The 23,390-nt window shown below is 45.3% G+C and carries 19 protein-coding genes, 1 tRNA gene and 1 pseudogene; 9 read left to right on the forward strand and 12 right to left on the reverse strand.

Going from position 1 to position 23,390, the window contains the following annotated elements:
* Positions 1 to 4 precede the first annotated feature (4 nt).
* Entirely contained in the window at positions 5 to 436 is a 432-nt protein-coding gene (locus M5J74_RS27400) for a nucleoside deaminase (protein WP_106547510.1), read from the forward strand.
* Positions 437 to 523: 87 nt separating this feature from the next.
* Here the strand turns inward: M5J74_RS27400 and M5J74_RS27405 are convergent, their stop codons facing one another.
* From M5J74_RS27405 to M5J74_RS27415, 3 genes are all read right to left on the reverse strand, one after another.
* Positions 524 to 736: a hypothetical protein gene (locus M5J74_RS27405; protein WP_132867019.1), complete on the reverse strand. Its 213-nt coding sequence runs from the start codon at positions 734 to 736 to the stop codon at positions 524 to 526.
* Positions 737 to 1,082: 346 nt separating this feature from the next.
* Positions 1,083 to 1,418 (reverse strand): Hpt domain-containing protein, encoded by a 336-nt coding sequence (locus M5J74_RS27410; protein WP_371934091.1) that lies wholly within the window; start codon positions 1,416 to 1,418, stop codon positions 1,083 to 1,085.
* 124 nt (positions 1,419 to 1,542) lie between these two features.
* The gene (locus tag M5J74_RS27415; RefSeq protein WP_250014389.1) at positions 1,543 to 4,320 is read right to left on the reverse strand and encodes a response regulator; all 2,778 of its coding nucleotides are present in this window, start codon (positions 4,318 to 4,320) and stop codon (positions 1,543 to 1,545) included.
* A 514-nt stretch (positions 4,321 to 4,834) separates the two neighbouring features.
* Between M5J74_RS27415 and M5J74_RS27420 the strand changes: the two genes are divergently transcribed.
* The 6 genes from M5J74_RS27420 to M5J74_RS27445 all read left to right on the forward strand — a co-directional run bounded on the left by M5J74_RS27420 (position 4,835) and on the right by M5J74_RS27445 (position 11,883).
* Complete coding sequence (locus M5J74_RS27420) at positions 4,835 to 7,102, forward strand: bifunctional diguanylate cyclase/phosphodiesterase (RefSeq protein ID WP_181824235.1); 2,268 nt, start codon at positions 4,835 to 4,837, stop codon at positions 7,100 to 7,102.
* 52 nt (positions 7,103 to 7,154) lie between these two features.
* Complete coding sequence (locus tag M5J74_RS27425; protein ID WP_015157046.1) at positions 7,155 to 7,940, forward strand: ABC transporter permease; 786 nt, start codon at positions 7,155 to 7,157, stop codon at positions 7,938 to 7,940.
* A gap of 66 nt (positions 7,941 to 8,006) precedes the next feature.
* Positions 8,007 to 9,089 carry an ABC transporter permease gene (locus M5J74_RS27430; protein ID WP_250014397.1) on the forward strand — a complete coding sequence of 361 codons (1,083 nt, stop codon included), beginning with the start codon at positions 8,007 to 8,009 and terminating at the stop codon, positions 9,087 to 9,089.
* A gap of 439 nt (positions 9,090 to 9,528) precedes the next feature.
* Positions 9,529 to 10,419 carry a 2OG-Fe(II) oxygenase gene (locus tag M5J74_RS27435; RefSeq protein WP_250014398.1) on the forward strand — a complete coding sequence of 297 codons (891 nt, stop codon included), beginning with the start codon at positions 9,529 to 9,531 and terminating at the stop codon, positions 10,417 to 10,419.
* Positions 10,420 to 10,524: 105 nt separating this feature from the next.
* Positions 10,525 to 11,376, forward strand: coding sequence for a hypothetical protein (locus M5J74_RS27440; protein WP_106166286.1), 852 nt, complete (start codon positions 10,525 to 10,527; stop codon positions 11,374 to 11,376).
* A gap of 81 nt (positions 11,377 to 11,457) precedes the next feature.
* Positions 11,458 to 11,883, forward strand: a complete 426-nt coding sequence (locus tag M5J74_RS27445) for a hypothetical protein (RefSeq protein WP_250017179.1) — start codon at positions 11,458 to 11,460, stop codon at positions 11,881 to 11,883.
* A 47-nt stretch (positions 11,884 to 11,930) separates the two neighbouring features.
* Here M5J74_RS27445 and M5J74_RS27450 read toward each other — a convergent pair whose 3' ends face one another.
* The 4 genes from M5J74_RS27450 to M5J74_RS27465 all read right to left on the reverse strand — a co-directional run bounded on the left by M5J74_RS27450 (position 11,931) and on the right by M5J74_RS27465 (position 15,207).
* Positions 11,931 to 12,350 (reverse strand): DUF2358 domain-containing protein, encoded by a 420-nt coding sequence (locus tag M5J74_RS27450; protein WP_015157051.1) that lies wholly within the window; start codon positions 12,348 to 12,350, stop codon positions 11,931 to 11,933.
* Between the two features lie 89 nt (positions 12,351 to 12,439).
* Positions 12,440 to 13,591 (reverse strand): glycoside hydrolase family 10 protein, encoded by a 1,152-nt coding sequence (locus M5J74_RS27455; protein ID WP_250014400.1) that lies wholly within the window; start codon positions 13,589 to 13,591, stop codon positions 12,440 to 12,442.
* 3 nt (positions 13,592 to 13,594) lie between these two features.
* Complete coding sequence (locus tag M5J74_RS27460; RefSeq protein ID WP_015157053.1) at positions 13,595 to 14,413, reverse strand: DUF1206 domain-containing protein; 819 nt, start codon at positions 14,411 to 14,413, stop codon at positions 13,595 to 13,597.
* Positions 14,414 to 15,135: 722 nt separating this feature from the next.
* Positions 15,136 to 15,207: transfer RNA gene (locus M5J74_RS27465), tRNA-Thr, on the reverse strand.
* A gap of 34 nt (positions 15,208 to 15,241) precedes the next feature.
* Here M5J74_RS27465 and M5J74_RS27470 point away from each other — a divergent pair.
* The gene (locus tag M5J74_RS27470) at positions 15,242 to 15,520 is read left to right on the forward strand and encodes a DUF3493 domain-containing protein (RefSeq protein ID WP_015157054.1); all 279 of its coding nucleotides are present in this window, start codon (positions 15,242 to 15,244) and stop codon (positions 15,518 to 15,520) included.
* A gap of 612 nt (positions 15,521 to 16,132) precedes the next feature.
* On the opposite strand, the gene M5J74_RS27475 is transcribed toward M5J74_RS27470, so the two are convergent.
* Positions 16,133 to 17,932 carry a DUF1565 domain-containing protein gene (locus M5J74_RS27475; protein ID WP_250014402.1) on the reverse strand — a complete coding sequence of 600 codons (1,800 nt, stop codon included), beginning with the start codon at positions 17,930 to 17,932 and terminating at the stop codon, positions 16,133 to 16,135.
* A 180-nt stretch (positions 17,933 to 18,112) separates the two neighbouring features.
* Here M5J74_RS27475 and M5J74_RS27480 point away from each other — a divergent pair, with 180 nt between their 5' ends.
* Entirely contained in the window at positions 18,113 to 18,643 is a 531-nt protein-coding gene (locus M5J74_RS27480) for an alpha/beta hydrolase (RefSeq protein WP_106218226.1), read from the forward strand.
* Positions 18,644 to 18,715: 72 nt separating this feature from the next.
* On the opposite strand, the gene M5J74_RS27485 is transcribed toward M5J74_RS27480, so the two are convergent.
* The 4 genes and pseudogenes from M5J74_RS27485 to M5J74_RS27505 form a co-directional block, all read right to left on the reverse strand.
* Positions 18,716 to 18,916 (reverse strand): hypothetical protein, encoded by a 201-nt coding sequence (locus tag M5J74_RS27485; RefSeq protein WP_015157057.1) that lies wholly within the window; start codon positions 18,914 to 18,916, stop codon positions 18,716 to 18,718.
* Positions 18,917 to 18,922: 6 nt separating this feature from the next.
* Positions 18,923 to 19,558, reverse strand: a complete 636-nt coding sequence (locus M5J74_RS27490; protein ID WP_015157058.1) for a low-complexity tail membrane protein — start codon at positions 19,556 to 19,558, stop codon at positions 18,923 to 18,925.
* Positions 19,559 to 19,602: 44 nt separating this feature from the next.
* Positions 19,603 to 22,634: pseudogene (gene infB / locus M5J74_RS27495) on the reverse strand (translation initiation factor IF-2).
* 468 nt (positions 22,635 to 23,102) lie between these two features.
* Complete coding sequence (locus M5J74_RS27505) at positions 23,103 to 23,360, reverse strand: YlxR family protein (RefSeq protein WP_015157060.1); 258 nt, start codon at positions 23,358 to 23,360, stop codon at positions 23,103 to 23,105.
* Between the last annotated feature and the right edge of the window lie 30 nt (positions 23,361 to 23,390).

Consider the following 23,390-nt stretch of genomic DNA (forward strand, 5'->3'; position numbering starts at 1 on the left):
ATTCATGGATGAATTTATGGCAGAAGCGATCGCTCAAGCACAACAAGGGTTAGCAGAAGGAGGTATTCCCATCGGTTCGGTACTAGTCAAAGATGGCAAAATTGTCGGTCAGGGACACAATAAGCGAGTTCAAGACGGCGATCCCGTGACCCATGCAGAAATCGATTGCCTCCGCAACGCAGGTAGAATCGGTAACTATAAAGGTACAACTCTTTATTCCACATTGATGCCTTGTTATCTCTGTGCTGGTGCTGTGGTGCAGTTTGGGATTAAAAAAGTGATTGCGGCTGAATCTGCCAACTTTGCTGGAGCCAAAGACTTTATGGAGGCACATGGCGTAGAAGTTATCGATTTAAATATGTATGAGTGCAAGCGAATGATGGGAGATTTTATTGAAAAAAATCCCTCTCTTTGGAATGAGGATATTGGTGAATAGGTTACGGCATAGCGCGTCAGACTCTACTCGATCGCAAAAAATAAGAGCGCCAAATCGTGCGCTCTCATTTCATTTATGTAATTTGATTCAAGCAACTTGCGAGTGTATTTCCTCTTCACTCGGTATCCAGTTAGCTGATAAGTCTTCAACCACACCTGTTTGCCTTAATTCCCTATCTCTCACGACTCTGACTATTAAGGTTGGCTGATAAACTCCATCAATAATCTGGTGTCCGTAACCGATGACATTACCAGATTGTCCGCTAGCGTGATGAATAACGCGATCGCCGACTTGAAACATGGCTCACTCTCCTTATTTGAGGATATGGTTGTCTGCTGTTTCTTGTCTCGAACCTGGATCGTTAAATTGATTAAGTTGTGATTCTCCTTCTATACAATTTGCCGTGAATTATATGTTGAGGTCAACTTCGATTTATGGGTTGATTGCCAAAATATGTTTTTCTTACTGAAGAACACTTGACCTACAATTGACGCAAACGAACTGCCCAGACAACCCTCAATCAATTGAGAGAAAGTAATTTCGATTGGCAGCTATTAATATTGACTTTACTCTTACTTAATTCCAACGTCACAATATCAGACGAAGTTTAACGGGTCAACAAGCTGAAAATATTTTGTAATCAGTACTACGAGTTATTTGATAACCCAGTAGTATTTAAGTATTTCTTTAGTTCTGCTTTAACTTTTATGTACTCAGCCTCAAGCTCAGAGACAATTTCTCTACTCTTTGGGAATTCAATTGTGCCATTACGTCCGATGATTTCTAATTGCTTTGATAGCTGACTGAAATACATTGCGCCCAAAGTAGCGCTACTAGATTTGAGAGTATGGGCTGCTCGTTGTAATTCTGTAGCATTTACAGATGCGATCGCGATTTGCATTGTTTGAATTAATTTCGGTGCATCTTCTAAATAAGCATCAACTACCACTGCGATCGTTGCTGCTCCACCTTCCCCCGCCATCTCCTCTAATGCTTGCAAAGCTTTAGGATCGATTGCAGGAGAGGGTAAAGGTGGTGCGTGGTAGGTGGTGAAGCGGGCGGGAGCGTCCGGTTCCTCCGCAATAAAGCCGCGTCGTGGTGCGTGACTAATTTCTCCCTTGTCCCCCTTGTCCCCTTGTCCCCCTTGTCCCCTTGTCCCCCTTGTCCCCTTGTCCCCCTTGTCCCCTTGTCCCCCTTGTCCCCCTTGTCCCCTTGTCCCCCTTGTCCCCCTTGTCCCCCTTGTCCCCCTGCTCCCTACTCCCTGCTCCCTGCTCCCTGCTGCCAACACCTACGGGATGGCACTGACTCAAAGCCTGAGCCAAATGCTCGATCTTCACGGGTTTAGTTAGGTAATCGTCCATACCAGCATAGAGACAGGCTTCGCGATCGCCTTGCATGGCATTTGCAGTCATGGCGACAATTCGCGGTTTATGCGGAGGGAACCACCGCTGGCAAATTTGTCTTGCTGCCTCCAATCCATCCATTTCTGGCATCTGTACGTCCATCAACACGACATCGTAAGGCTGACGTTGCAGCGCGGCTAGAACTTCCAGTCCATTGTTAGCAACATCTGCCCGATATCCCATTTGCTGCAACATTAACAACGCTACCTTCTGATTTACCGTATTATCTTCAGCTAATAAAATATTTAAAGGATGAGTTTGCGCTATTTGAGCGCTAAGAGTTGAGGATTTAGGCAAAAATGGCGCAACTTGGGATGGCTGCGATTGTTCGCTCAAAATTTGCAACAGTACGTTATATAGCTGAGATTGTTTGACAGGCTTTGTCAGACAGGCAGATAACTTGACTGCTGTACTTTGACTGGCGACTTCTGGCTTACCCATAGAAGTCAAGATGACTAAAGGTAGCTTGCGATAGTTAGAGTGTTGGTGGATAGTTGTAGCTAGGCTCAAACCATCCATCTGCGGCATTTGCATATCTAACACTGCTAGATCGAAAGGATCGCCACGTTGCAACCATTCCAATGCCTCTGCACCAGAAGTAGCTGCACGGGGAAGCATTCCCCAAGATTGAGCTTGCAGCATCAGAATTTTACGATTGGTAGCACTATCGTCCACAATTAACAAACGCTTACCGTGCAATTGCGGCAAAATACAGGAACTTTCATGCTGCACGATATTGGGTGCTGCTACCGCGATCGTAAAGTAGAAGGTAGAACCAACACCGACTTGGCTCTCTACCCACATTCTCCCGCCCATCATCACACTTAAACGCTGAGAAATTGCTAAACCCAACCCCGTCCCGCCATATTGACGAGTAGTGGAAGTATCGACTTGACTGAAGGACTTAAATAACCGATCCATGCGATCGCTAGGAATTCCAATCCCGGTGTCTTTAACGGCAAATTGAATTTCATAGAATGTCGGCATGAGATAATCGGCAGTCTGCGGTAGTTGCTCTTTTTTTCTCCCCTCTAGGTACTTGCTACTATTTATCTCTTTAGTCGTGACTGAAACTACAACTTCTCCATGCTCCGTAAACTTAACTGCATTGCTCAGCAGGTTGACTAGAATTTGACATAGCCGCGTCACGTCTCCCATAATCGTAGCTGGTGTTTGTGGATCGAGCAGGTAAGCCAGCTCCAGGTTCTTGTCCGCAGCTTGAGGAGCTAGCACATCGAGAGAATTTTCAATACAAACTCGCAAATCGAAGGGTTGTTCTTCTAAATCCAACTTGTCTGATTCAATTTTGGAAAAGTCTAGAATGTCGTTGATGATTGTCAGTAAAGCATCGCCGCTTCTGCGGATCGTATCTACAAAATCTTGCTGCTGAGGAGTTAGGGATGTATTGAGCAGCAAACCTGTCATGCCAATCACTCCATTCATGGGAGTACGGATTTCATGGCTCATGTTGGCGAGAAACGCACTTTTAGCTTGATTGGCAGCCTCAGCTGTGGTACGAGCCATCTGCGTTTCCAACTGCAACACTTCCAATGCTGTTTTTGATTCTACAAGTTGCATACTAGCGGCTTCTGCTTGCTCTAAGGCTGCCTGTAAAGCTGCCGTTCTCGCGGCTACTTCTCGTTCTAGCTTCGTATTTTGCTCTGCTAACTGGGTATCCCGATGCGCGATCGCATTTGCCATCTTGTTAAATGATGTCGCCAGATACCCCAATTCATCTTTTCTGTCGGCATCTAGTTGGACATCTAAGTTTCCCGCCGCAATCAGCTCTGTGGCTGTCAGCAATCTCCTTAAAGGTTTAGCAATTTGCTGGCGTAAAGTGACAAATATTAAGGCAACTTCTGTTAATAGCGATAATAGCCCTAAGATCGGGATAAATTTAGCGTTAGACCATGCTTGCTGGAACAAGAATGACTTGGGAAGGACAACTACGAAATACCAATTAAGAGTGGGAATACTAGCAACAGCAAGATACTCGTTATTCTTGACGTTATCTATGACTGTTTGTCCGGGTTGACTATGCTTAACTAATTTAAAAATAGTTTGCAAATGCAAATCGTCCGCGCGATCGAGATAAAATTTACCCTGACTAGTTTGAATTTGTGACATCAAATTTGGATGAGCAATTAGGCGACCGTCGGAGTGAAAAATCATGCTGTACGATCCTGGCAACCACTCGTTTGTCGTTCTCTTAACTAGATCGTCGAGCAGAATGTCACGATCGGTTGAGGTTAAGCGTCGCTCGTCCTGAGTTGCTGCTGCGAGAGCCAAAAAATTGCTCTCTTGCCGACCTCGTTCAATTACATATTGTTTGAGGTCTTCTCGCACATGAGATTCTAAATTCGATAAAACATGAAGATAACCGATCGCACTAGCAGCAATAATCACAAGAGTTACTCTCAGTGTTATTTTTAATAATGTTCGCCGTGCTATCTTGCCAATTGCTATTCGACTAGAAGCCATATCTTAATTTCCAATCCGACAAATGCTTCACGCTACGTTCGCATTTAGTATTCCCGGAATTAGTTATCAGTTATCAGTGAAGAGGGAGCGCACGAGCGCAAGAGCAGAGAGCAGGGAGAATATTCTGATTTCCCTAAAATTTTCTTTATCAAAAATTTATGAGAGTGGGACAAAATTGCGTGATTTACTCGATGTGAAAGCTGACAATAGTAGTCCATAGTGAAGCTACGAGATCCAGCAGACTTTGCGGCTCGGTAGAATATGTGACTCATAGTTTGCTATTCAGAGTTCAAGTGCTGCATCTATTACGATTGATTCTCTCAACGCGAGTGCCAATAACAATACTGGCAATACCAGTACTGGTAACACCAGACAGTTGGCAGTGCAAAAAGTCTTGCTCTTCTACTGCAACTTTACTAATCTTTCCTACTTCTTATGGGTGTTCGTCACTATGAACTCTAACCCCGTCTCTTCAACTACACCCTTAATTCTCGTGGTGGACGACGATAGAACCATGAGGATTTTACTGCGTCAAGCAATGGAGAAGGATGGCTACAGGGTAGTAGAAGCGGTAAACGGACAGCAAGCGTTAGAGGCGTATACTCAAGTTCATCCAGATTTGGTCTTGCTCGATGCACTCATGCCCGTGATGGATGGCTTTACTTGCTGCGGTCAGCTACAAGCTCTTTCTCGCTCCAAACACGCACCTATCTTAATTATCACGGCTCTAGAAGACCAAGAATCAGTCGATCGCGCCTTCCGCGCTGGTGCAAGCGACTTTGTGACAAAACCGATTCACTGGGCTGTTTTACGGCAGCGAGTCCGCCGACTTTTACACCAAACTCAACTTTACAAGCAATTGGCGCGATCGAATCGCGAATTACAAACAAAAATCAACGAACTCCACCAAGCACAAAAAGCACTGCAAGAGAGCCGCGAACGTTATGCTTTAATCGCGCAGAGCGCTCACGATGGTTTGTGGGACTGGAATATCAGAAGCAATCAGATTTATTATTCTCCTCGTTGGAAATCGATGTTGGGTTATGAGGAGAAAGAAGTAGGTAATACTTTAGCAGAATGGTTCGATCGCATACATGCTGAAGATAAAGCTCAGTTCCAAGGAAAATTAAGCGCCCATTTAGCGGGGTTAACCAACCATTTTGAAACTGAATATCGGTTATTGCGTCAGGATGGTAGCTACGGTTGGATGCTTTGTCGGGGGCTAGCCGTGCGCGACTCTGAAGGCAAACCTTACCGCATGGCAGGTTCTCAAACTGACATTACTCAACAAAAGGCAGCTGAGGCGAAATTACTGCACGATGCTTTCCACGATGGGTTAACAGGTCTACCAAATCGTCTCTGGTTCATGGAGCAATTAGAAAAAGCCATTCACCAAACAAAACAAGACCCGAAATCTCAATTTGCCCTCCTATTTTTAGATCTCGATCGCTTTAAAGTGGTCAACGATAGTTTAGGTCATGCTATGGGCGATCGCCTCCTGTTGGAGATCGCAACTCGCTTAAAAGCGTGCTTACCATCCAATAGCACTCTCTCTAGGTTAGGAGGAGATGAGTTTACGATCCTGTTGGAAAATTGCGACGCTCTTCGAGTTCGGCAAATTGCAGATCGAATTCATCGAGAATTGTCAACCCCCTTCAACCTCAAAGGCAATGAAGTTTTTTGCACCGCTAGTATTGGGATTGCTTTAAGTCATAGCGGGTACGAACATTCGGAAGACGTGCTGCGAGATGCCGATATGACCATGTATCGTGCTAAAGCTATGGGTAAAGCGCGATCGGAAGTCTTTGAACCTGCCATTCACGATCGGGCGATCGCCAGAATGCAGCTCGAAATTGACCTGCGGCGGGCGCTAGAACACAAAGAGTTCATGGTAGTATACCAGCCAATTGTCTCGCTCAACAGCGGTCGAGTTGCTGGATTTGAAGCATTAATTCGTTGGCAGCATCCCCAACGAGGCTGGGTATCACCCGCAGAATTCATTCCTGTAGCCGAAGAAACTGGATCGATCGTCCCGATTGGTTGGTGGATACTCGAACAAGTGTGTCAGCAGTTACGCACTTGGCAACAGCATTCTGTAGTTGACTCTCGATTAACAGTGAATGTCAATCTTTCTGGCAAGCAATTGACGCAACCCGATCTGGCGCGGGAAGTTAAACAAATTCTGCACAAAACTGGACTTTCTCCCAGTAGCTTGAAGTTAGAAATTACTGAAAGCGTACTGATGGATAATGTTGATGCTGCGGTTACTATTTTGCAGCAGTTGAAGACCTTGGGAATCCAATTGGCGATCGATGATTTTGGCACGGGTTATTCTTCCCTCAGCTATCTCCATCGCCTACCCATAGATACGCTGAAGATCGATCGTTCTTTCGTTAACGATATTGATTGCGATCCAGAAAAAATTGAGATGATCCGTACTATCGTCTCTATGGCGTGGAACTTGGGCATCAATGTGGTTGCTGAAGGGGTAGAAACGAAAAAGCAAATGTATCAATTGCAAGCCTTAAGATGCGATTACGGACAGGGTTATTTCTTCTCGCGTCCGGCGGATGCTGAAGCTGCCAAGACTCTACAGTATTTTGAGATTAGAGGTAGCCGTTCTTCGCGCAGATCGAAACAACATATGCCAACACGTCATATCGATTTGATGGAAACTCGTCACGTCGATTTATTGGAAAATAGTTCTCAACACGCAACAAAAACATTTAGCCTACCAGATTTAGTCGATCTGGGCGGGCATGGATTAACCGATCGCAGATAGGGAGGAATATCTCGTTTAGAATTAGGAATGACGATCGATAGACAGCCTTAACGTGAATCGATATCTAGACGTAATTAAGCTGTTGTGGAGTGCCGCGATCGCGGCTGAGTTAGAATACCGCGCTAATTTTGTTTTAGCAACCCTCACCAGCCTTGGCAATCTTGCAGGCAGTTTATTCGGGCTTTCCCTATTCTATAATGGCACTGGCTATACTTTTGAAGGCTGGCGTTGGCAAGAAGCCTTAATCGTACTGGGTGTTTTTACTGTACTTCAAGGCTTTTCCAGTACGTTTCTCTCGCCTAATCTCAACAAAATTGTCACCTATGTCCAACAGGGAACGTTGGATTTCGTGCTGTTAAAACCAATTAATAGCCAATTTTGGCTTTCTACCCACACCCTTTCCCCTTGGGGAGTTCCCGATATTCTTTTCGGTAGCATCATCATCGGTTACGCTGGGAGTCTACTCGGTTTAACAATTGGTGACTACTTACTGAGTGCAATTCCATTAATCTTTGGTTTTATCAGCCTCTACAGCTTGTGGTTTATGCTAGGGGCGACAAGTATTTGGTTTGTCAAAATTTATAACGTCACCGAGGTATTACGAGGATTATTAGAAGCAGGACGGTATCCAATGGTAGCTTATCCAATTGCCTATCGTTTCTTCTTTACCTTTGTCGTTCCCGTCGCTTTTCTCACCACAGTTCCAGCCGAGACAATGTTGGGAAGAGTTCAGTTAGGCTGGGTAATTGGTGCGGGAGTATTGGCGCTATTTTTATTTGCGATCGCTACTGTATTTTGGCGGTTTGCTTTACGGTTTTACACCAGTGCTTCGAGTTAGTAAGATGTAGGATAAGTTACCTTGTTAACGCAGCCCACGAACTTAAAATAAAGATTAATTTTAAAATTGCAGAAGATTTTTCAGCAAATATTGGCAATTTTCCCATCTTTGCTACCTCCAGTAGTCGCGATCGCTTCAGCGTTACTTGTAGGTGCGGGATTGATGTTAGTTGCAGGGGCAAATCCGATCGCGGCTTATACAGCCCTATTTCAAGAATCCCTCTCTACTTATTTCGGTTTTGGTAATACGCTCACAAAAATGGCTCCCCTACTACTAACCAGTCTAGGGGTTCTAGTAGCTTTACGAGCTGGACAATTTAATATTGGCGGCGAAGGACAGATTTATATGGGTGCGCTAGGAAGTGCGATCGCAGGATTATCTATCAAAGGTATACCTGCATTAATTCACGTCCCTTTAGCACTACTAGCGGGTTTTCTGTTTGGGGGAATTTGGGGTTTAATTCCTGGTTATCTGAAAGCAGTGCGGGGAGTCAATGAAGTCATTACTACGCTGTTGCTCAATTATATTGCTTTCAACTTAGTCAGTTACCTCGTGCAAGGACCGTTAATGGCTCCCAATGCACCTAGCCCTTATTCTCCCATCATTCCCCGTTCTGCCCAATTGCCGATTATTCTACCAGGCAGTTTAGCCCATGCAGGAATTTTAGTCGGACTCGTAGCGGCTGGGGTGTTATGGGTACTGTTGCAGCGATCGCCTTTTGGTTATCGTACCGCCGCCGTGGGAATGAACCCAATTGCAGCCCGTTATGGTGGTATATCGGTACAACGTACGATCGTGCTTGTCATGGCGCTGGCGGGTGGTTTGGCGGGGTTGGCTGGTGCATCGGAGGTGATGGGGTTGAAATTTCGCCTGTTCGAGCAAGTTTCGCCCGGTTACGGCTTTGATGCGATCGCGATCGCTTTTTTGAGTCGCGGTAGCGTTCTCGGAGTTGTTCTCACTTCTCTATTTTTTAGCGCCCTCCGTAGCGGTGCAAATGTCATGCAACGCAGCGCAGGTGTTCCCGTAACGATTGTTTTTGCGATTCAGGGGTTAACCGTGTTGTTCGTGGCTATTAGCCAGCGTTGGTTAGTTAAACCACCGCAGAGAGAAAGCATTGTTCAAACAGTCTCTCCTGCTAACGAATCGTAAAATTGGCGATCGCAGAGCTTAACGGTGCAGTGGATGACGCGATGTATTGCCAATATCCACAAGTCATTCGTAACAATATATTACATCTACGTGAAATTGAGCTATATTTCGCGGAATTTGCTTATGACAAACAGTATTTTAACTAAATCCACCTCTAGCAAGCGCGCATGACTTCCATTCACACAAAGTTTCGTTCACAGCGAGTACAGCAAAAGTAAGCATCGATCGCTCTCCCATGCATTCTCCACTCGATTCTAGAGCGGCGATCGTCAAACACTTCATCGTTTCTTCAACTTAGATTTACACACACTTTATCTCAAATCTCTATCCAAAGAGGTAGTTCGAGTGTATGTTAGAATTTATACATAATATAGAAATGATCGATTAGCTCTGTTAAACAAACACTTTTAAATCAAGAGTAAGCGTATAAGTAACTGAGATGCTCATAACAAAAAGAATACATCAAGTACGTAATAAAATCTTAAGAAAGATTTTTGATACTCCAGTATTTACAATTCCCTCAGAACTTGCTTATAAAGAGGCAGTTGAGCAGCATACTCATAAGTTACCCGTACTTACTCCCAACGACTCTCAGATTGTTAAGACACTCAAACAAGAAGGAATTTTTATAACTTCCTTAGAAGCATTAAATATTTCTTCTACACCTTCAGTTCTGGCATCTGTAAAAAAAATACTGCCAACCTTACGAAACGTTTTACCCAGCAACAAACAAGAATTTGCCCTTCACGCCAGCAACGCACAAATTATAGAACATCCAGAGCTTTTTCTCTGGGGATTAGAAGATAGATTGCTGGATATTACCGAGAATTACATTGGTCTACCGATCTCGTATCACGGCGTATACTTTCGGAAAGATCTAGCAAATGATGTCAAAATTAAATCAAGGCTTTGGCACATAGATACAGAAGATCGCTGTGTCTTTAAAATTATCATTTACTTACATGATGTCAGCGAAGGTAACGGTCCTTTTCAATACATTTCCAAACCTTTGACTGCGCTTTTATCTAATTCGTTAGGATACAAACACGGCTATCTACAAGATAAGACTGTAGAACCAATTATTCCTCAATCTGAATGGATCTCATGCACTGGTGCGGCTGGCACGGTAATTTTAGTGGATACTGGCAGTATTTTCCACCGAGGCAAAGTGCCGGAGAATAGCGATCGATTTGCTCTATTTTACGATTACAGTTCGAGAGAACCAAAATATCCCTATTACTGCAAGTCTTCTCTACCGCAAAAAGATTTACTTACCTTGATGCCGAGATTATCCACACATCAACAGGATTGTCTTTGGGGTGTTGACTAGCCGCGATGAGGCGATCGCATGTATGAAGCTTAACTAGCAGTTATTTTAACATCTCATCCAGTGGCTATGTAGTTAAACTAGACATAACTTTCTTTACAGTAATGTATGTCAAGCTATCAGCCTCAAGCTAGTGATACGCATCCAAACGTCGATCGCTTCCTGATGCAAGCTTTTCGTCACATGCCTGTTTGGAAAAAAGCACATTCGATCGACGAAGCAACGAAAGGAATTCGACAAATGGCGATCGCTGGGATTCGCCATCAATATCCCAATGCTACTACTAGTCAAATTAAATTTCAACTAGCGATTAGATGGTTAGGAAAAGATATAGCAGTTCGATTTTGCGGAGATAGAAATGAGGATAAATTAGTGGATGCAGAATCAATTCAACTAGCTTTGAGAATGGCAGAAATTTTAGATACACTAGCTATTCCTTATCTAATTGGCGGTTCTGTAGCAAGTTCAATTTGGGGCGAACCGCGTGCTACTCTGGATGTAGATATTGTTGCCGATATCCAAAATTCTCAGATACAGCCATTGGTTGAGATGCTAACTGGAGAATTTTTTGTCGATGAAATGATGGTAAGAGAAGCAATCGAACGTAAATCGTCTTTTAATGTTATCCATCTTGAAACTTTACAAAAAGTCGATATTTTTATTCTTTCAAATCAGCCTTTAGCTCAATCGGAGATGCAGCGGAAACAGCAACTAGCGATCGCTCAAAACCCCGAACGATTGGCTTGGTTGCCAACTCCTGAAGACATCATTTTACAAAAGTTGATTTGGTATCAAATCGGAAATCGAGTTTCAGATCGACAGTGGCGAGATGTATTAGGTGTGCTAAAAGTTCAAAGCGATCGCCTCGATCTTGACTATTTAAATTATTGGGCTGCAACGCTAGAATTACAGGAATTATTGGCACAAGCGTTGCAGCAGTCAGGATTGAGTGATGAGTGATGTATCTGCACGACACTACGCACTAGTCGATCGCCTCATACACCATACGATCGGATTATTCTCACAGTTGGCGCTGGGGATATTTCACCTGCTTGGCAACAGCAATTAAAGCCTAATGGACGGTTGGTATTGCCTCTAACCATTCTAAAAAATGTAGAACTAACTGTTGCTTTCGATAGAGTAAATAGTTATTGGGAAAGTGATTCTGCTGCAAATTGTGGTTTTATGAAACTACGGGGTGCTTTTGCTGAGTCACAAGAAAAGGAGACAAATAGTAAGGCTTTAGATTTTAAAGAAGTACTAATTCAAGTTAATAATATTTATCCTTTGCTCGAACCTTTACCTCTCAATTTGTTATTAAGTTTATACAATTTAATAAATTTTGGTCATGCTTCCCTGAAGGATTTGAAGATTAAAGCTTATTCTCAAGAAATTGAGTACATGCCAAAAGCAAAGGAAACTGTTATTGATAAAAATTGGACAAAGCTTGTATTGTCATGGCAGTAATGTTTAAATTGAACGCAGATGTAGGCGTTAGCCTTCGAGTACGCGGACTACCTTTTGCGAAAGAATTGCTGTAATATTTCTTTTGGCGATCGATCCCAGGTGTCGATATGTTCGTAAATTAAACCATTGTCATTTAATTTGTAGTTGGAATAGCCGTTAAAAAATACTTTAGCTTTCCAAGGTACGCGCAAGACTCCTCGAACAGTCCAAGTTGCTAGAATCGTCTGTTCGTCTTTCTGATGTACGTCGTGTACGTCGAAGTAGATTTCTGTGAAAAATAATTTGGCGTGAAATCGTAACGTCCAAAAGATGATTCGATAATTGAATTTATATTTAAATTTATTAACTGGGTCTTGAAAGTAAATATTTTGTGTATAGATATCGTAGGAAATATCCCGTTCAAACAGAGTTGGTAAATCGTGTTTGAGCGTATTAATGTTATGTTTTACCTGTAATTGATATTCCATTTATCCCTATTTATTACCGTTTTGTGTTGGGTGAAATCGCGGTTGGTAGTAGGGACGCACAGCTGTGTGTCCCTACAGAGAATTTGTCCTTAAAAGCGATTTTGCCACAATTTGAATAAATTCTGAATTCCTCTAGCTACCGAAGAATCAGCGTTCTCAGGCTGGGGCTGGGCAAGGTTGGCAACAGAGGGAAAGGCAGCAGATTTCGCATAAGCACCGTTACGTAAAACTTTAGCTAAAGCATGATTATCCGATCGCAAGCCTTCGTAAAAGAAAAAGACTTCTCCATTGATACCGCAATAGCGATTATGGGCGATCGCCTGCGATAAATATTGAGGAGTCATGCGGTACGAACTAATATTGAGTAAAACACCTGGGGCGACTCGCGATCTCTGTTGTGGGGTTTGTTCTGTGACAAGGCGATCGATAATCTGTTTGTAGCTGTTGAAATCGCGCCGATAAGCTTGGGGATGGAGTAGATCGACTAATCCTCGTTGCAGCCAAGTTTGAGAATCTTGCAGATATTCTTTATAACCCCAATCGTAGATACTAGGAGCCATTGATATGAGTAAATTGGGATTAACGGCTTTGACTTCTCGATTCAGACGGGCGAGAAAGTTAGTTAAAATATCTGCCCGCCATTGCAGCCAACGCCGATCCTGGGGGTTTGAGGGCGGTTGACGGCGAAATTTTTGGCGATAGCGGGCTACAGTTCCCGCGTCGTAGCCGCCTTCACACGGCATAGCAGGAATGCGATCGTCGCCTTGAATGCCATCTATATCGTAATTATTGACAACTTCTAAAATTAAACTCAGCAAAAAATCTTGTACTTGGGAGTCGAGGGCATTCATCCACTCGAAGCCATTCTTTTTCAGTAGATTACCGTTACAATCGCGGGCTGCCCATTCTGGTTTTTTTGCTAATAACTGTCCTCCGTTTTGATTGTAGGAACTAGCAAAGCCATATTCAAACCAGGGAATAACTTTCAGTTCGACTCGTCTTGCTTCAGTCACCAGTTCGGCTAACGGATCGCGTCCAGTGTAGCGCGGATCGATCGCCAAGCCAAACTGCGATCGCATCACTTGACTGGGATAAACTGTAGCTCCTTTACTCCACACAACGGGAAACACCACATTAAATCCCGTCGCTGCCAAGAAATTCATCGCCTCGGCAATATTAGCTTGAGAGTCGAGAACTGTACTATCGGTATTGGTAATCCAAATGCCTCGTATTTCACTCACGATTTAATCTACTTTCAATCGGCGATATCGTGCTTGCAACACCATATAAATACTGTAAGCAATTAATCCCAAAGCTACAATTCCTAAAATCCACTTACCAAAAGGTTGTTGGGATAGCACCTGTAGCGCCTCACCCAGTCCTCTTGCTTCGTTAGGGTTATTATTTCTTGCCGCTTGGATCAGAAAAAAGCCGATCGCGCAAAATACGACTCCCCGTGCTGCCGTGCCAAATCCACTAATACCTAGTACCCATTTTTTCTCAGTTTCACTTAATTGATGCAGATCCATTTCTTGACGAAATTTAGCCTTAAAAGCGCGGTAAAACTGATAGAAACCCATGCCAATAATAAATGCACCTACAGTTCCAACCAACCATTGTCCGAAAGGTTGAGAAAGTAGCCTTGCCGTCCAATCTTGAGTTGCATTACCACCACTCCCACCGCCAGTTCCAGCAACTAATTGAATTGCAGTAAAAGCTAATCCAGCGTAGATAAAACCATTAATTGCATAACCAAGTCGCTGAAAAATTCCCTTAGCATTTGTACCTTTATGTTCGGGATCTTTAATTGCCTGGACGAACCGCCAAAGTGCATAACCAAGTAAACCAAGAGCGATCGCGGCTAGTAAAAATTTTCCGAATGGCTGAGTTAATACCGTTTGTAATGCACCTTCGGTATCTGTTGTTTTTCCACCTGCGCCAAAAGCCGCTTGTGCTGCCAACAATCCAACAATACCGTAAACCACTCCCTTAGCTGCATAACCAAATCTCGCCAGTCGCTCCACCCAAGTTGAAGGGTCTTGCCTTGTCAGCTGTTGTGTCATGGTACGTAGTAGAACTCATGTAAGTTCTTTAGCAGTAAAGCATTAATAATTACATCTATCCAAGTGTTTAGCTAGGATTTTGATAGCTCGTTGCTTGGTCAGTTGTTAGGATCGATACAAGCGCGATCGCAAATATTATGTCAACTGCTAATTGCAATAAATCCGTAGAGGCGCACATCGGTGCGCCCCTATAGAGTGTAATGCTCAGAGAGCAGGACATAAGCTAGATTCTGGCAAAGAATCTTACTCCGTAAGGCTTTCAGACTTTGTACAAAATTTACGTACGTTAAGCGTACAAATATACACGAAATGTATGTAGAATTTTCTGTACGGAGTAAATAAAACGTTCGTACTATGCGTACAAAAAACGTACAATCATGCCATCCAGCTATCCATTCTCCCAAACCACTTAGAGTATTAACTTAAAGTAGTAGTGCTATTTAGGAAAGGCTAGAGAAAAAAGAATAGGATAGGCGCTCCAACGGTCGGTGTAAAGCACAGCACACTGGACGGTACATCGGTGGCATCGAGTTCCAGAACGCTTTTGCACAGTTGCCACTACGATCGCCAATGTGCAAGCCCACAATCTCTCGTGTTACAACATCTAATGATAACTACACCCACTGGTCATTGCCTTTGCGAAAGTCGATAGGTCTACTTAGCTTACACCACTTTTACACCAATTTTGCAAGTCTACACCACTCATTACTCTCTCTTTCTTAAGCCGATGGCGGGATTTGAACCCGCGACCGCTCGATTACGAATCGAGTGCTCTACCACTGAGCCACATCGGCGCTGCCAAACCTTTATTATACTATCAAAACTTTGATGATAGAGCAAAATCCTAAAAATCGCGGCGACAAACGGTTGACATCAGAACAATACGCTCGGTTGAGAGCAGAAGCAGCCGCTCCTTATCGAGGATTGAGAAAATTTATCTACTTTTCTTTCGGAGCATCGGGTTTAATTGGTGCTGTCATCTTTTTAGCTCAACTAGCAGCGGGACAAAACGTCAGTAATGCTTTACCCAATTTTGCTCTCCAAGTAGGAATCGTTGCCTTGATGATTTTCCTGTTTCGTCTGGAACGGGGGCGAGCAAAGTCGTAGTTAATAGAGACAAGGAGGACTTGGGGAACACGGGAAACTCTTAGACTTCAAAAATCTGAATTCCCCTCACTCCTTCTAAATAAATTTGGAAGAAATACTCAGGATTATCTCTTGTCAAATGTATACTATTACTCGTTTTGGCAGCTCGGCGGCGCGATCGCCCTGTTAAACAGACCGCTCCTTAAAGAAAGTTCAAGCTCATTCACAACTCTCAACGGTATCGTAGAAAAAATAAAGAAAACATTAGAAAAGTCATTACTTCAGATAGAGTTTGTCATACTATATACATAGGTTCAAACGGGGTCAGCTTATATAAAGACCCTGACTATATCTCCGCTAACTCAAAGGGGTCAGCCATAAATATATAAAGACCCCACTGCATATAAGAAGCAAAATAGCGCCAGCATTCCGACAGGAACGCTGGCGTTGTTAATTCAGTTATCAGTTGTCAGTGACCAGAGATCGGGGTGTGGGGTGTGGGGAAAATTCGGAATTCGGAATTCGGAATTCGGAATTTGGAATTCATTGTGACTTGTGACTTGTAATTGCTCCCTCAGCTCTCTTCTCCCCTGCTCGTGCGCTCGTGCGCTCGCGCGCTCTCTGCTCCCCGATCTAGGGTAGGCTAACGAGGTAAGGTGAGGGAATCGCTTTAGCTCGTCCGGCGTTCACGAGTGCTTGATAGACAAAAGCAGCAACCTCAGCACGGGTAGCCTCGCGATTTGGGTTTAATTGAGTGGGTGTAGGATAGTTAATCACCAATTGTTTCTGAGTAGCGGCGGCTACGGGTTGAGCGGCGTAGTTGGGAATTTGAGCTGCGTCAGTATAAACTGCGATCGCGCTAGAATTATCCGCACTCAATTTTAGACCGTTTGCCAAGGAAACCAGCGCTTGGACTCTGGGAATTTTCTGCTCGGGTTCAAATAAATTGCCAGGATATCCAGCCACAAAACCACCTTGATATGCCGTTTGGATCGCTTGGTAGCCCCAATATTTACGCTGAACGTCCTGAAAATTAACGGCTGGGCGTTGTCCTTTTGGTGTAAAGGCTTTACTGACAATTGCGGCAAATTGGGCGCGGGTGACAGGTTCGTCTGGCTTAAAAGTACCATCAGGGAAACCAGCAATAATATTTTTAGCAGCTAAGGCTTCAATATAAGGCTGCGCCCATAAACCTTTGATATCGCGCAGAGCAAATTGAGCAGGGGTAAATGTGACTTTGCCAGAAATGCGCTTGGGATCGATATCGTTACCAATTGCAACCAGAGCGTTGCTCCGCGTGGCATTGTATAGGTCATAGCGCTTGTTACCGCGAATCAGATTTTGTCCGGCGTTATCGGCGGAACCAATATCGGGTTGAGCGTTGACAGTGGCGACAACTCCATCGCGATCGTTATTTTGAATCACGTTATTGCGTAAAATCGGTTGAGCCGCCTCGGAAACATAGATCCCGTCTTTATTTTGTTGAATTTGGTTATCGCTGACTAAGGGTGATGACGTACCACCAATTGCGAGTCCAAAACCCGTAGCTTGAAAGACGTTGTTGCGAATTTCTCCCTGTGCTGCCCGTGCTACAGAGATTCCGTTACCACCATTTTTAATGAATCGGTTTGCTTCTATGTTGGGGCTAGCCGTTCCAGTCACAAAAATACCATCTCGATTGCTGTTGGCAAAAGTACTGTTCGTTACCGTAGGATTAGCTGATTCAATCCACAAGCCCGTGCCGCGTGTATTAGTGTTAGTCACGGTGACACCACTAATTGTTGTCTCTTTCTCGGCACGAATCGTGACGTTCTGTCGGGCAAAGGTAGGACTGATATACTCTCCACCACCACTGATGATAATATTCTCACCTTTAGTTGCTTCATCACCGCGTAGCGTCACGCCGGATTTGAGAGTGAGGGGAAAGGCTTCTCCAGTTTCGTTAGTGTAGTTACCAGCAGCAAGTTGAACGACCGTGCCAGGTTCGGCTTGAGTCAAAGCAAAAGTAATAGTTTTGTAAGCAGATGCTTCGCTCGTACCAGCACCAGGAGTATCCGTACCGACTTCGGGATTGACGTAAATAACTTTGGCAGTGGTGGGAGCGGCAATTGGAGGTGTAGTTGGCGCTTGAGCGTGTACGATAGAAGTATCTGCTAGTGTAGCGATGGGGATCGTGCCACTGGCAACTAACAGTAAGGCGGTTAGTCCAGTTCGCCAAGGAAATAACGAGCAAACAAGCGGTTTGACGGACGAAGCGCGATTGGCAGACGAGAAAATTGGAGAATCTTGGCGTGTCATACTTGTAGGATGTGTCATGTGCTGACGATCTGCATCTAGTAAGACAAGCGATCGCAAAAATTGCACAAAAATTTTACTTTTATTAACATTCTTGGAACGAATTCGCTTGTCCTGAGATTTGAGCTGATGACACATACCACTGCTACTATGTTCCGCAATTTTCTATAAATCTTTCGCAGAGTAGATAGTACCTGCTTTACCAAACTCGGTTAGTTGTGAGAAACAATCTTGTAGGATGAGTCTTGACTGAAAGCAACCGTGCTACTGTGTTGAAGTTAAAACAATAAAAACAACTTAAATCTTAACTTTTAATTAATGCGCTTATTTTCGTTGTTGCTGCGTTATGGTTTCGCCTCCTGGGTAAGTGCAGCAATTGTATTTTCTAGCACCTCCGTTTTTGCAGCCGAACGAGTCGTACTGAAGTACCGAGCTTTTCGCGAATCAATCGCGATTGAGGATTTGACAAAGTTTGCGCGCACTGGAGAAATGTCACCCGATCTACGGGTAAACTTGGCATTAGCCCGACAAGATCCCCAGACAATTCGCCAGTCCCTTACAAATACAGTAACGGTCGATCCAATCTTGTTAGATCGATTTCTCAACAATGCTTTAGGAGAATTATTGTTAGATGAAATAGGTAAAACCGTTCATCCACCTTCGCGCCAAGCAAATCGACAAGCTCTACGCGCTGCCATTACCTTATCTGCTCGCGATCGCCAGCTCTCGCTACTGGAAATTCTCCAAAACTACCCGACAACAGATGTGGAAGTGGAAGGCGATCGCCTGGAAGCCGTTTACAGCCAACTGCGTCGCCTAGAAGGGACTCTGAAAAATTTTTTGAAATAGTTCTGTGAGAAACAAGGAGAGTCAACCTAAAATTTGCCTTTTCCCTACTCCCTGCTCCCTACTCCCTGCTCCCTAATAAGCCAAAGTTTCCAGCGTTTCGCGCAAATATAGACTAACTTGACGATCGAGGTTCACCTCTTGCAGTTGGCGATCGCCAGACATCTTTTCTAACCGCCAGCGCTGAAAGCCGGAGCTAGCAGCGATTGCGCTTTTTAGTTCGTCCCAGATTTGGCTATCTTCGGATCTGCTGGTGTCTGTAGCTGGATGAGCCATGTTTCCTCATTCCTTTACTTGAGCTGTTACTTGAGCTGTGTCTGTTTGAGAGTTGGTGAGTTGGGGCAAGATGCGGTTAACTTGCCAGCCAACAATCGTAAAGTCTCGCGCTATTCTTTCTACAGGATAAGGTTTTGCCTTAGAAAATTCTGTTTCGCTAGTAACGAAAACCCGTGCCACGCTGACAGGGATTTGCAGAAATAGATTGCTTGCTAAAAAGGCAACACTAGCTACCAACAATCCTAAGCCTCGCCATTGGGGTGGTAAGGGTATGACATTTGCCGCGATCGGCGCGGTACGATACAACAACCATAATAGCCCTACTAGCAATACTGCTGCTACCATAGCCAGCAGGCGATTGGCAGTCGTACGAATTAACCTGAGAACTTTTCTTTGCTGCTCGTCGAGCTGAGTTGGTTTTTGTGCGACTCCCAGCACGGCAAAGATCAAAAAAGGACGGGATAGCTGCATCCACAGAACGGGTAAGACTCCGATCGCCGCCACAATTGAGAATTCTAACCACACGGGCAAGATGGGATCGCCCACAGCCAAGCCGAGCCAGCACAACTGCAACAGAATCGGCAGCGTTGCTAACCCAGCTAGGTGAATCCACAAAAACGGTTCGGAGCGAAATGATTGCATAGTTTTCAAGATGTCAAGACGCGCGATCGCACGTCTTGACAGTGCTACCTCGTAAGCGTGCGGCGTTTTGTCACCATGTGATAGGCTTCGACGATATCGCCTTCAACCCAATCATTGAATTTATCAACGCCAATACCGCATTCGTAGCCGGAATTGACTTCGCGGGCATCCTCTCGCATCCGCTTGAGAGAATCTAAAGCACCTTCGTAGATCACCTTACCACCACGACGCACCCGCAGCTTGCAGTTACGCACGAGCTTGCCCGACTGCACGTAGCTACCAGCCACCTTACCGCGACCGACTGGGAAGACCTGGCGGACTTCTGCCTGACCGAGAGGTTCTTCTACCAATTCTGGCTCTAGCATACCTTCTAGGGCAGCTTGAATGTCTTCCAGCAGTTTGTAGATAATGTCGTATTCTCGAACATCTACCCCTGCTTCGTCGGCTGCTTGTCTAGCACCGCTAGCAAGCGTGGTGTTGAAGCCGATAATCACGGCGTTACTAGCTGCTGCCAAGTCGATGTCAGTTTCAGTGACTTCTCCAGGTGCAGACAACAACATTCTGATTTGGACTTCGTTTTGTGGCAGTTGTTTGAGCGCCCCGACGATTGCTTCGACGGAACCTTGGACATCTGCCTTGAGGATCAAGTTGAGTTCCTTCAACTCGCCTTCCTGAGCCTGTGCGGATATGGAAGTTAGGGTCGCGCGTCCTTGCAGCAAGCGGAACTGACGTTGTTTCTCTGCCCGTTCGCTGGCGATCGCCCGTGCTTCCTTCTCGACGAGATACACCTCGAAATCGTCTCCAGCTGCTGGCACGTCGCTCAAGCCCAAGACCTCTACGGCGAAGGAGGGACTAGCGATATCTACCCGCCGACCGCGATCGTCCACCATAGCGCGGACTTTGCCAAATGCCGACCCAGCCACAAGGATATCGCCCACGTGCAGCGTTCCGTTTTGTACCAGCAAGGTTGCGACCGGACCTTTGGCTTTGTCAAGATGGGCTTCAATTACCGTTCCTTTCGCCGTCCGATCTGGGTTAGCGTATAGGTCTTCTACCTCTGCAACCAACAGAATCATTTCTAGCAAGCCGTCAAGGTTTTCACCTTTAATGGCGCTGACGGGAACCATAATCGTGTCTCCGCCCCATTCTTCAGGAGTTAGACTGTATTGAGTTAACTCTTGCTTGACGCGATCGGGTTGAGCGCCTTCTTTATCAATCTTATTGATTGCGACGACAATTGGTACTTCTGCTGCTTGGGCATGACTGATCGCCTCAACCGTCTGGGGTTGAACGCCGTCATCGGCAGCAACCACTAAGATGGCAATGTCCGTCACTCGCGCTCCTCGCGCCCGCATCGCCGTGAAGGCTTCGTGACCTGGGGTATCTAGAAATACGACTTGCTGCATTTGCCCGTTTTGTTCGACATCGACGTGGTAAGCACCGATGTGCTGGGTAATGCCTCCAGCTTCGCCCTGCGCCACTTTTGTTTTGCGGATGGCATCGAGCAAAGTCGTTTTTCCGTGGTCTACGTGACCCATAATTGTTACGACTGGCGGACGGCGCTGGAGATTTTCCAAGTCTGCCGCATCGAGCATTTCTGTAACTTTACGGGCTTCTGCTTCTGGCTCGGCAGTTTCTACCTCTACGCCCAGTTCTTCCGCCACCATTTTAATCGTGGCAAGATCTAAACTTTGGGTAATACTAACTGCTATCCCTTTCATGAACAGAATCTTGACAATTTCTGTATCTGGAGTTGCTAAACTCTCAGCTAGTTCTTGCACGGTGAGATTGCCCATGACTACCACTTTTTCTGGGCGTTCGCGTTTCTGTTCTGGTTCGCGGCGACGGTTGTTTTCTCGTGCTTGGCTAAACTTTTTGCTTCTAACTACACTAATAGCAGCAGGCTGCGGCTGTCCTGGACGAGCTGCTGTTTTCTGTTTTGGCGGACGAGCTATGGACAGGCTAACTTGAATTGGAGTATCGCTATCTCCGTCCTCCTCATCGTCAAAGTCTTCTTCGTCATCCAAATCGACTATAGGCTTGAGACGTTTGGTTTTTACACCTGCCTTCGTTGCCTTTGCGTCTTGTCCTTCGTCTATCTCCTCTTCTTGCCATTTCTTGCCACCTTTACCCACTGGACGCGGCATGGGGCGTTTGAGGATTGGCTTGTCATCCACACCGATCTCGGCGATTTCTTCCGTTCCCGGTAAAGCTTCTGCCCCATCTGGTTTAGAGCGTTCTGGTGCTACTGCTTCGCCTGCCCTCACTGGCTTAGGTCTTTGCAGTTCCAGCACGGGTTTAGGTCTAGCTGGCGTGCTTTCCGAGCTAGCAGCTGCCTCCTGCGAACGACGCATTGGTTTTTCGACTCTATCTGCCTTCGCCACTGGACGATTGGCTGCGCGATCGTCTTGCTCCCGCTTGAGAATTGGTCGCTCCGGTCGTTCCGATCGTTCCAGGCGCTCCGCTCGCTGTGGTGGCGACGGTGGTAGTCCGGCAGTTTCATCTACACCGTCTCTTGCCCCGGACGGTCTAGGGGGTGGTGTTGACAGCTTGGGTGATTCTGGTGGTCTGGATTTGTTTGTGGGTATTGAATTATCGCCCTGCTCGCTTTGGGTTGTAGGCTGAGTTTCTACTGCTTGCACTGGCTTTTGTGCTTCGGGACGGGTTGGCGCTGTTGTCGGTCGCACGGGTGAATTAGAAGCGGTCGGACGAGCTGGAGGTTGAGGTGCTACGGCAACAGAAGGTTCGGGGGGTTAGGACGATCGGGGTTGTGCTTTGGTTTGCGAATTTCCAAGATTTGCTGTTTGTGAGGCACGACAGGTTTTGGTTTAACTTTGTTAGTGGCTGGTTGAGGATGTGCCTTGTAGCTGTTGGCATGACCTTCTCTACCAGCAGTGACGGGGTTTGCAGCTTGTTTTTCTGCTGCTTGTCTGATTCGCTCTGCTTCTTCTTCGCTAATAGTGCTGCTATGACTTTTCACTGCAATATTAAGCCGATCGCAAATGGCTAATATTTCCTTGTTATCCAAATTCAATTCCTTTGATAGATCGTAAATTCTGACTTTGCCGTTGTTCATCCATTCTTCCCCTTGTACCTACCAGCTATAACTGGATGGTTGCCCGATTTACAACATCTCCATCCTCCGATTTTTGTATATTCGTTTACTGTTTGAATTGCGGTTCTTGCCTCCAAATGATATAACAGAGAAGCTTTCTATTTGGCTTAAATCCCTACTTTGATAGGGTTAGCAGGTGTTTTTTGCTTGTGTTTTTTGCTTGTGTTTTTTGCTAGCGCTCCAACTTGAGGAAATCCGGTCGCAACTTTTGGTTGTCGATCTACTACTAGGATATTTTGACCCATATATTATTTTGGCATCAAGTTAGGTTTGCAGAAATTACCAGCTGCAAATTCCTTAACCTGTCAATGGGAATGCCGATGTGTTTGTATGCTTGATGCTCGTTCGCTCTTGTTAAGTTCAAGGAGTGGGTAAGTATAAGGGGTTGTACATATCACTGCTATCTGGCTCTGTCACCTGGTTTCGTACTTATGGTTCTGTAACTAGGCGCTGCAATAGAGTTTGATAAAGCACCTCTGAGACTGTCTTGACCTTGAGCGATCGCCCCAAGCGGTTTTTCTTTTGCGCCACTTGTAGACAGCTTGCTTGGGGACAGATGTAAGCAGAACGCCCCATGCCCCGATCTAATTGTAACTCTCCCGAGTCGCGATCGCGGACAATGCGCCAAAACTCCGATTTTAATGCCACGCGACCGCAGCTGATACAACGGCGATAGTTAGGTTTCATCAACAGGAGGGGGTTGGGACGGTGAAGAGA

Origin of the sequence: Chroococcidiopsis sp. CCNUC1 (genome assembly GCF_023546805.1) — a bacterium.
Taxonomy (GTDB): Bacteria; Cyanobacteriota; Cyanobacteriia; order Cyanobacteriales; family Chroococcidiopsidaceae; genus Chroococcidiopsis; species Chroococcidiopsis thermalis.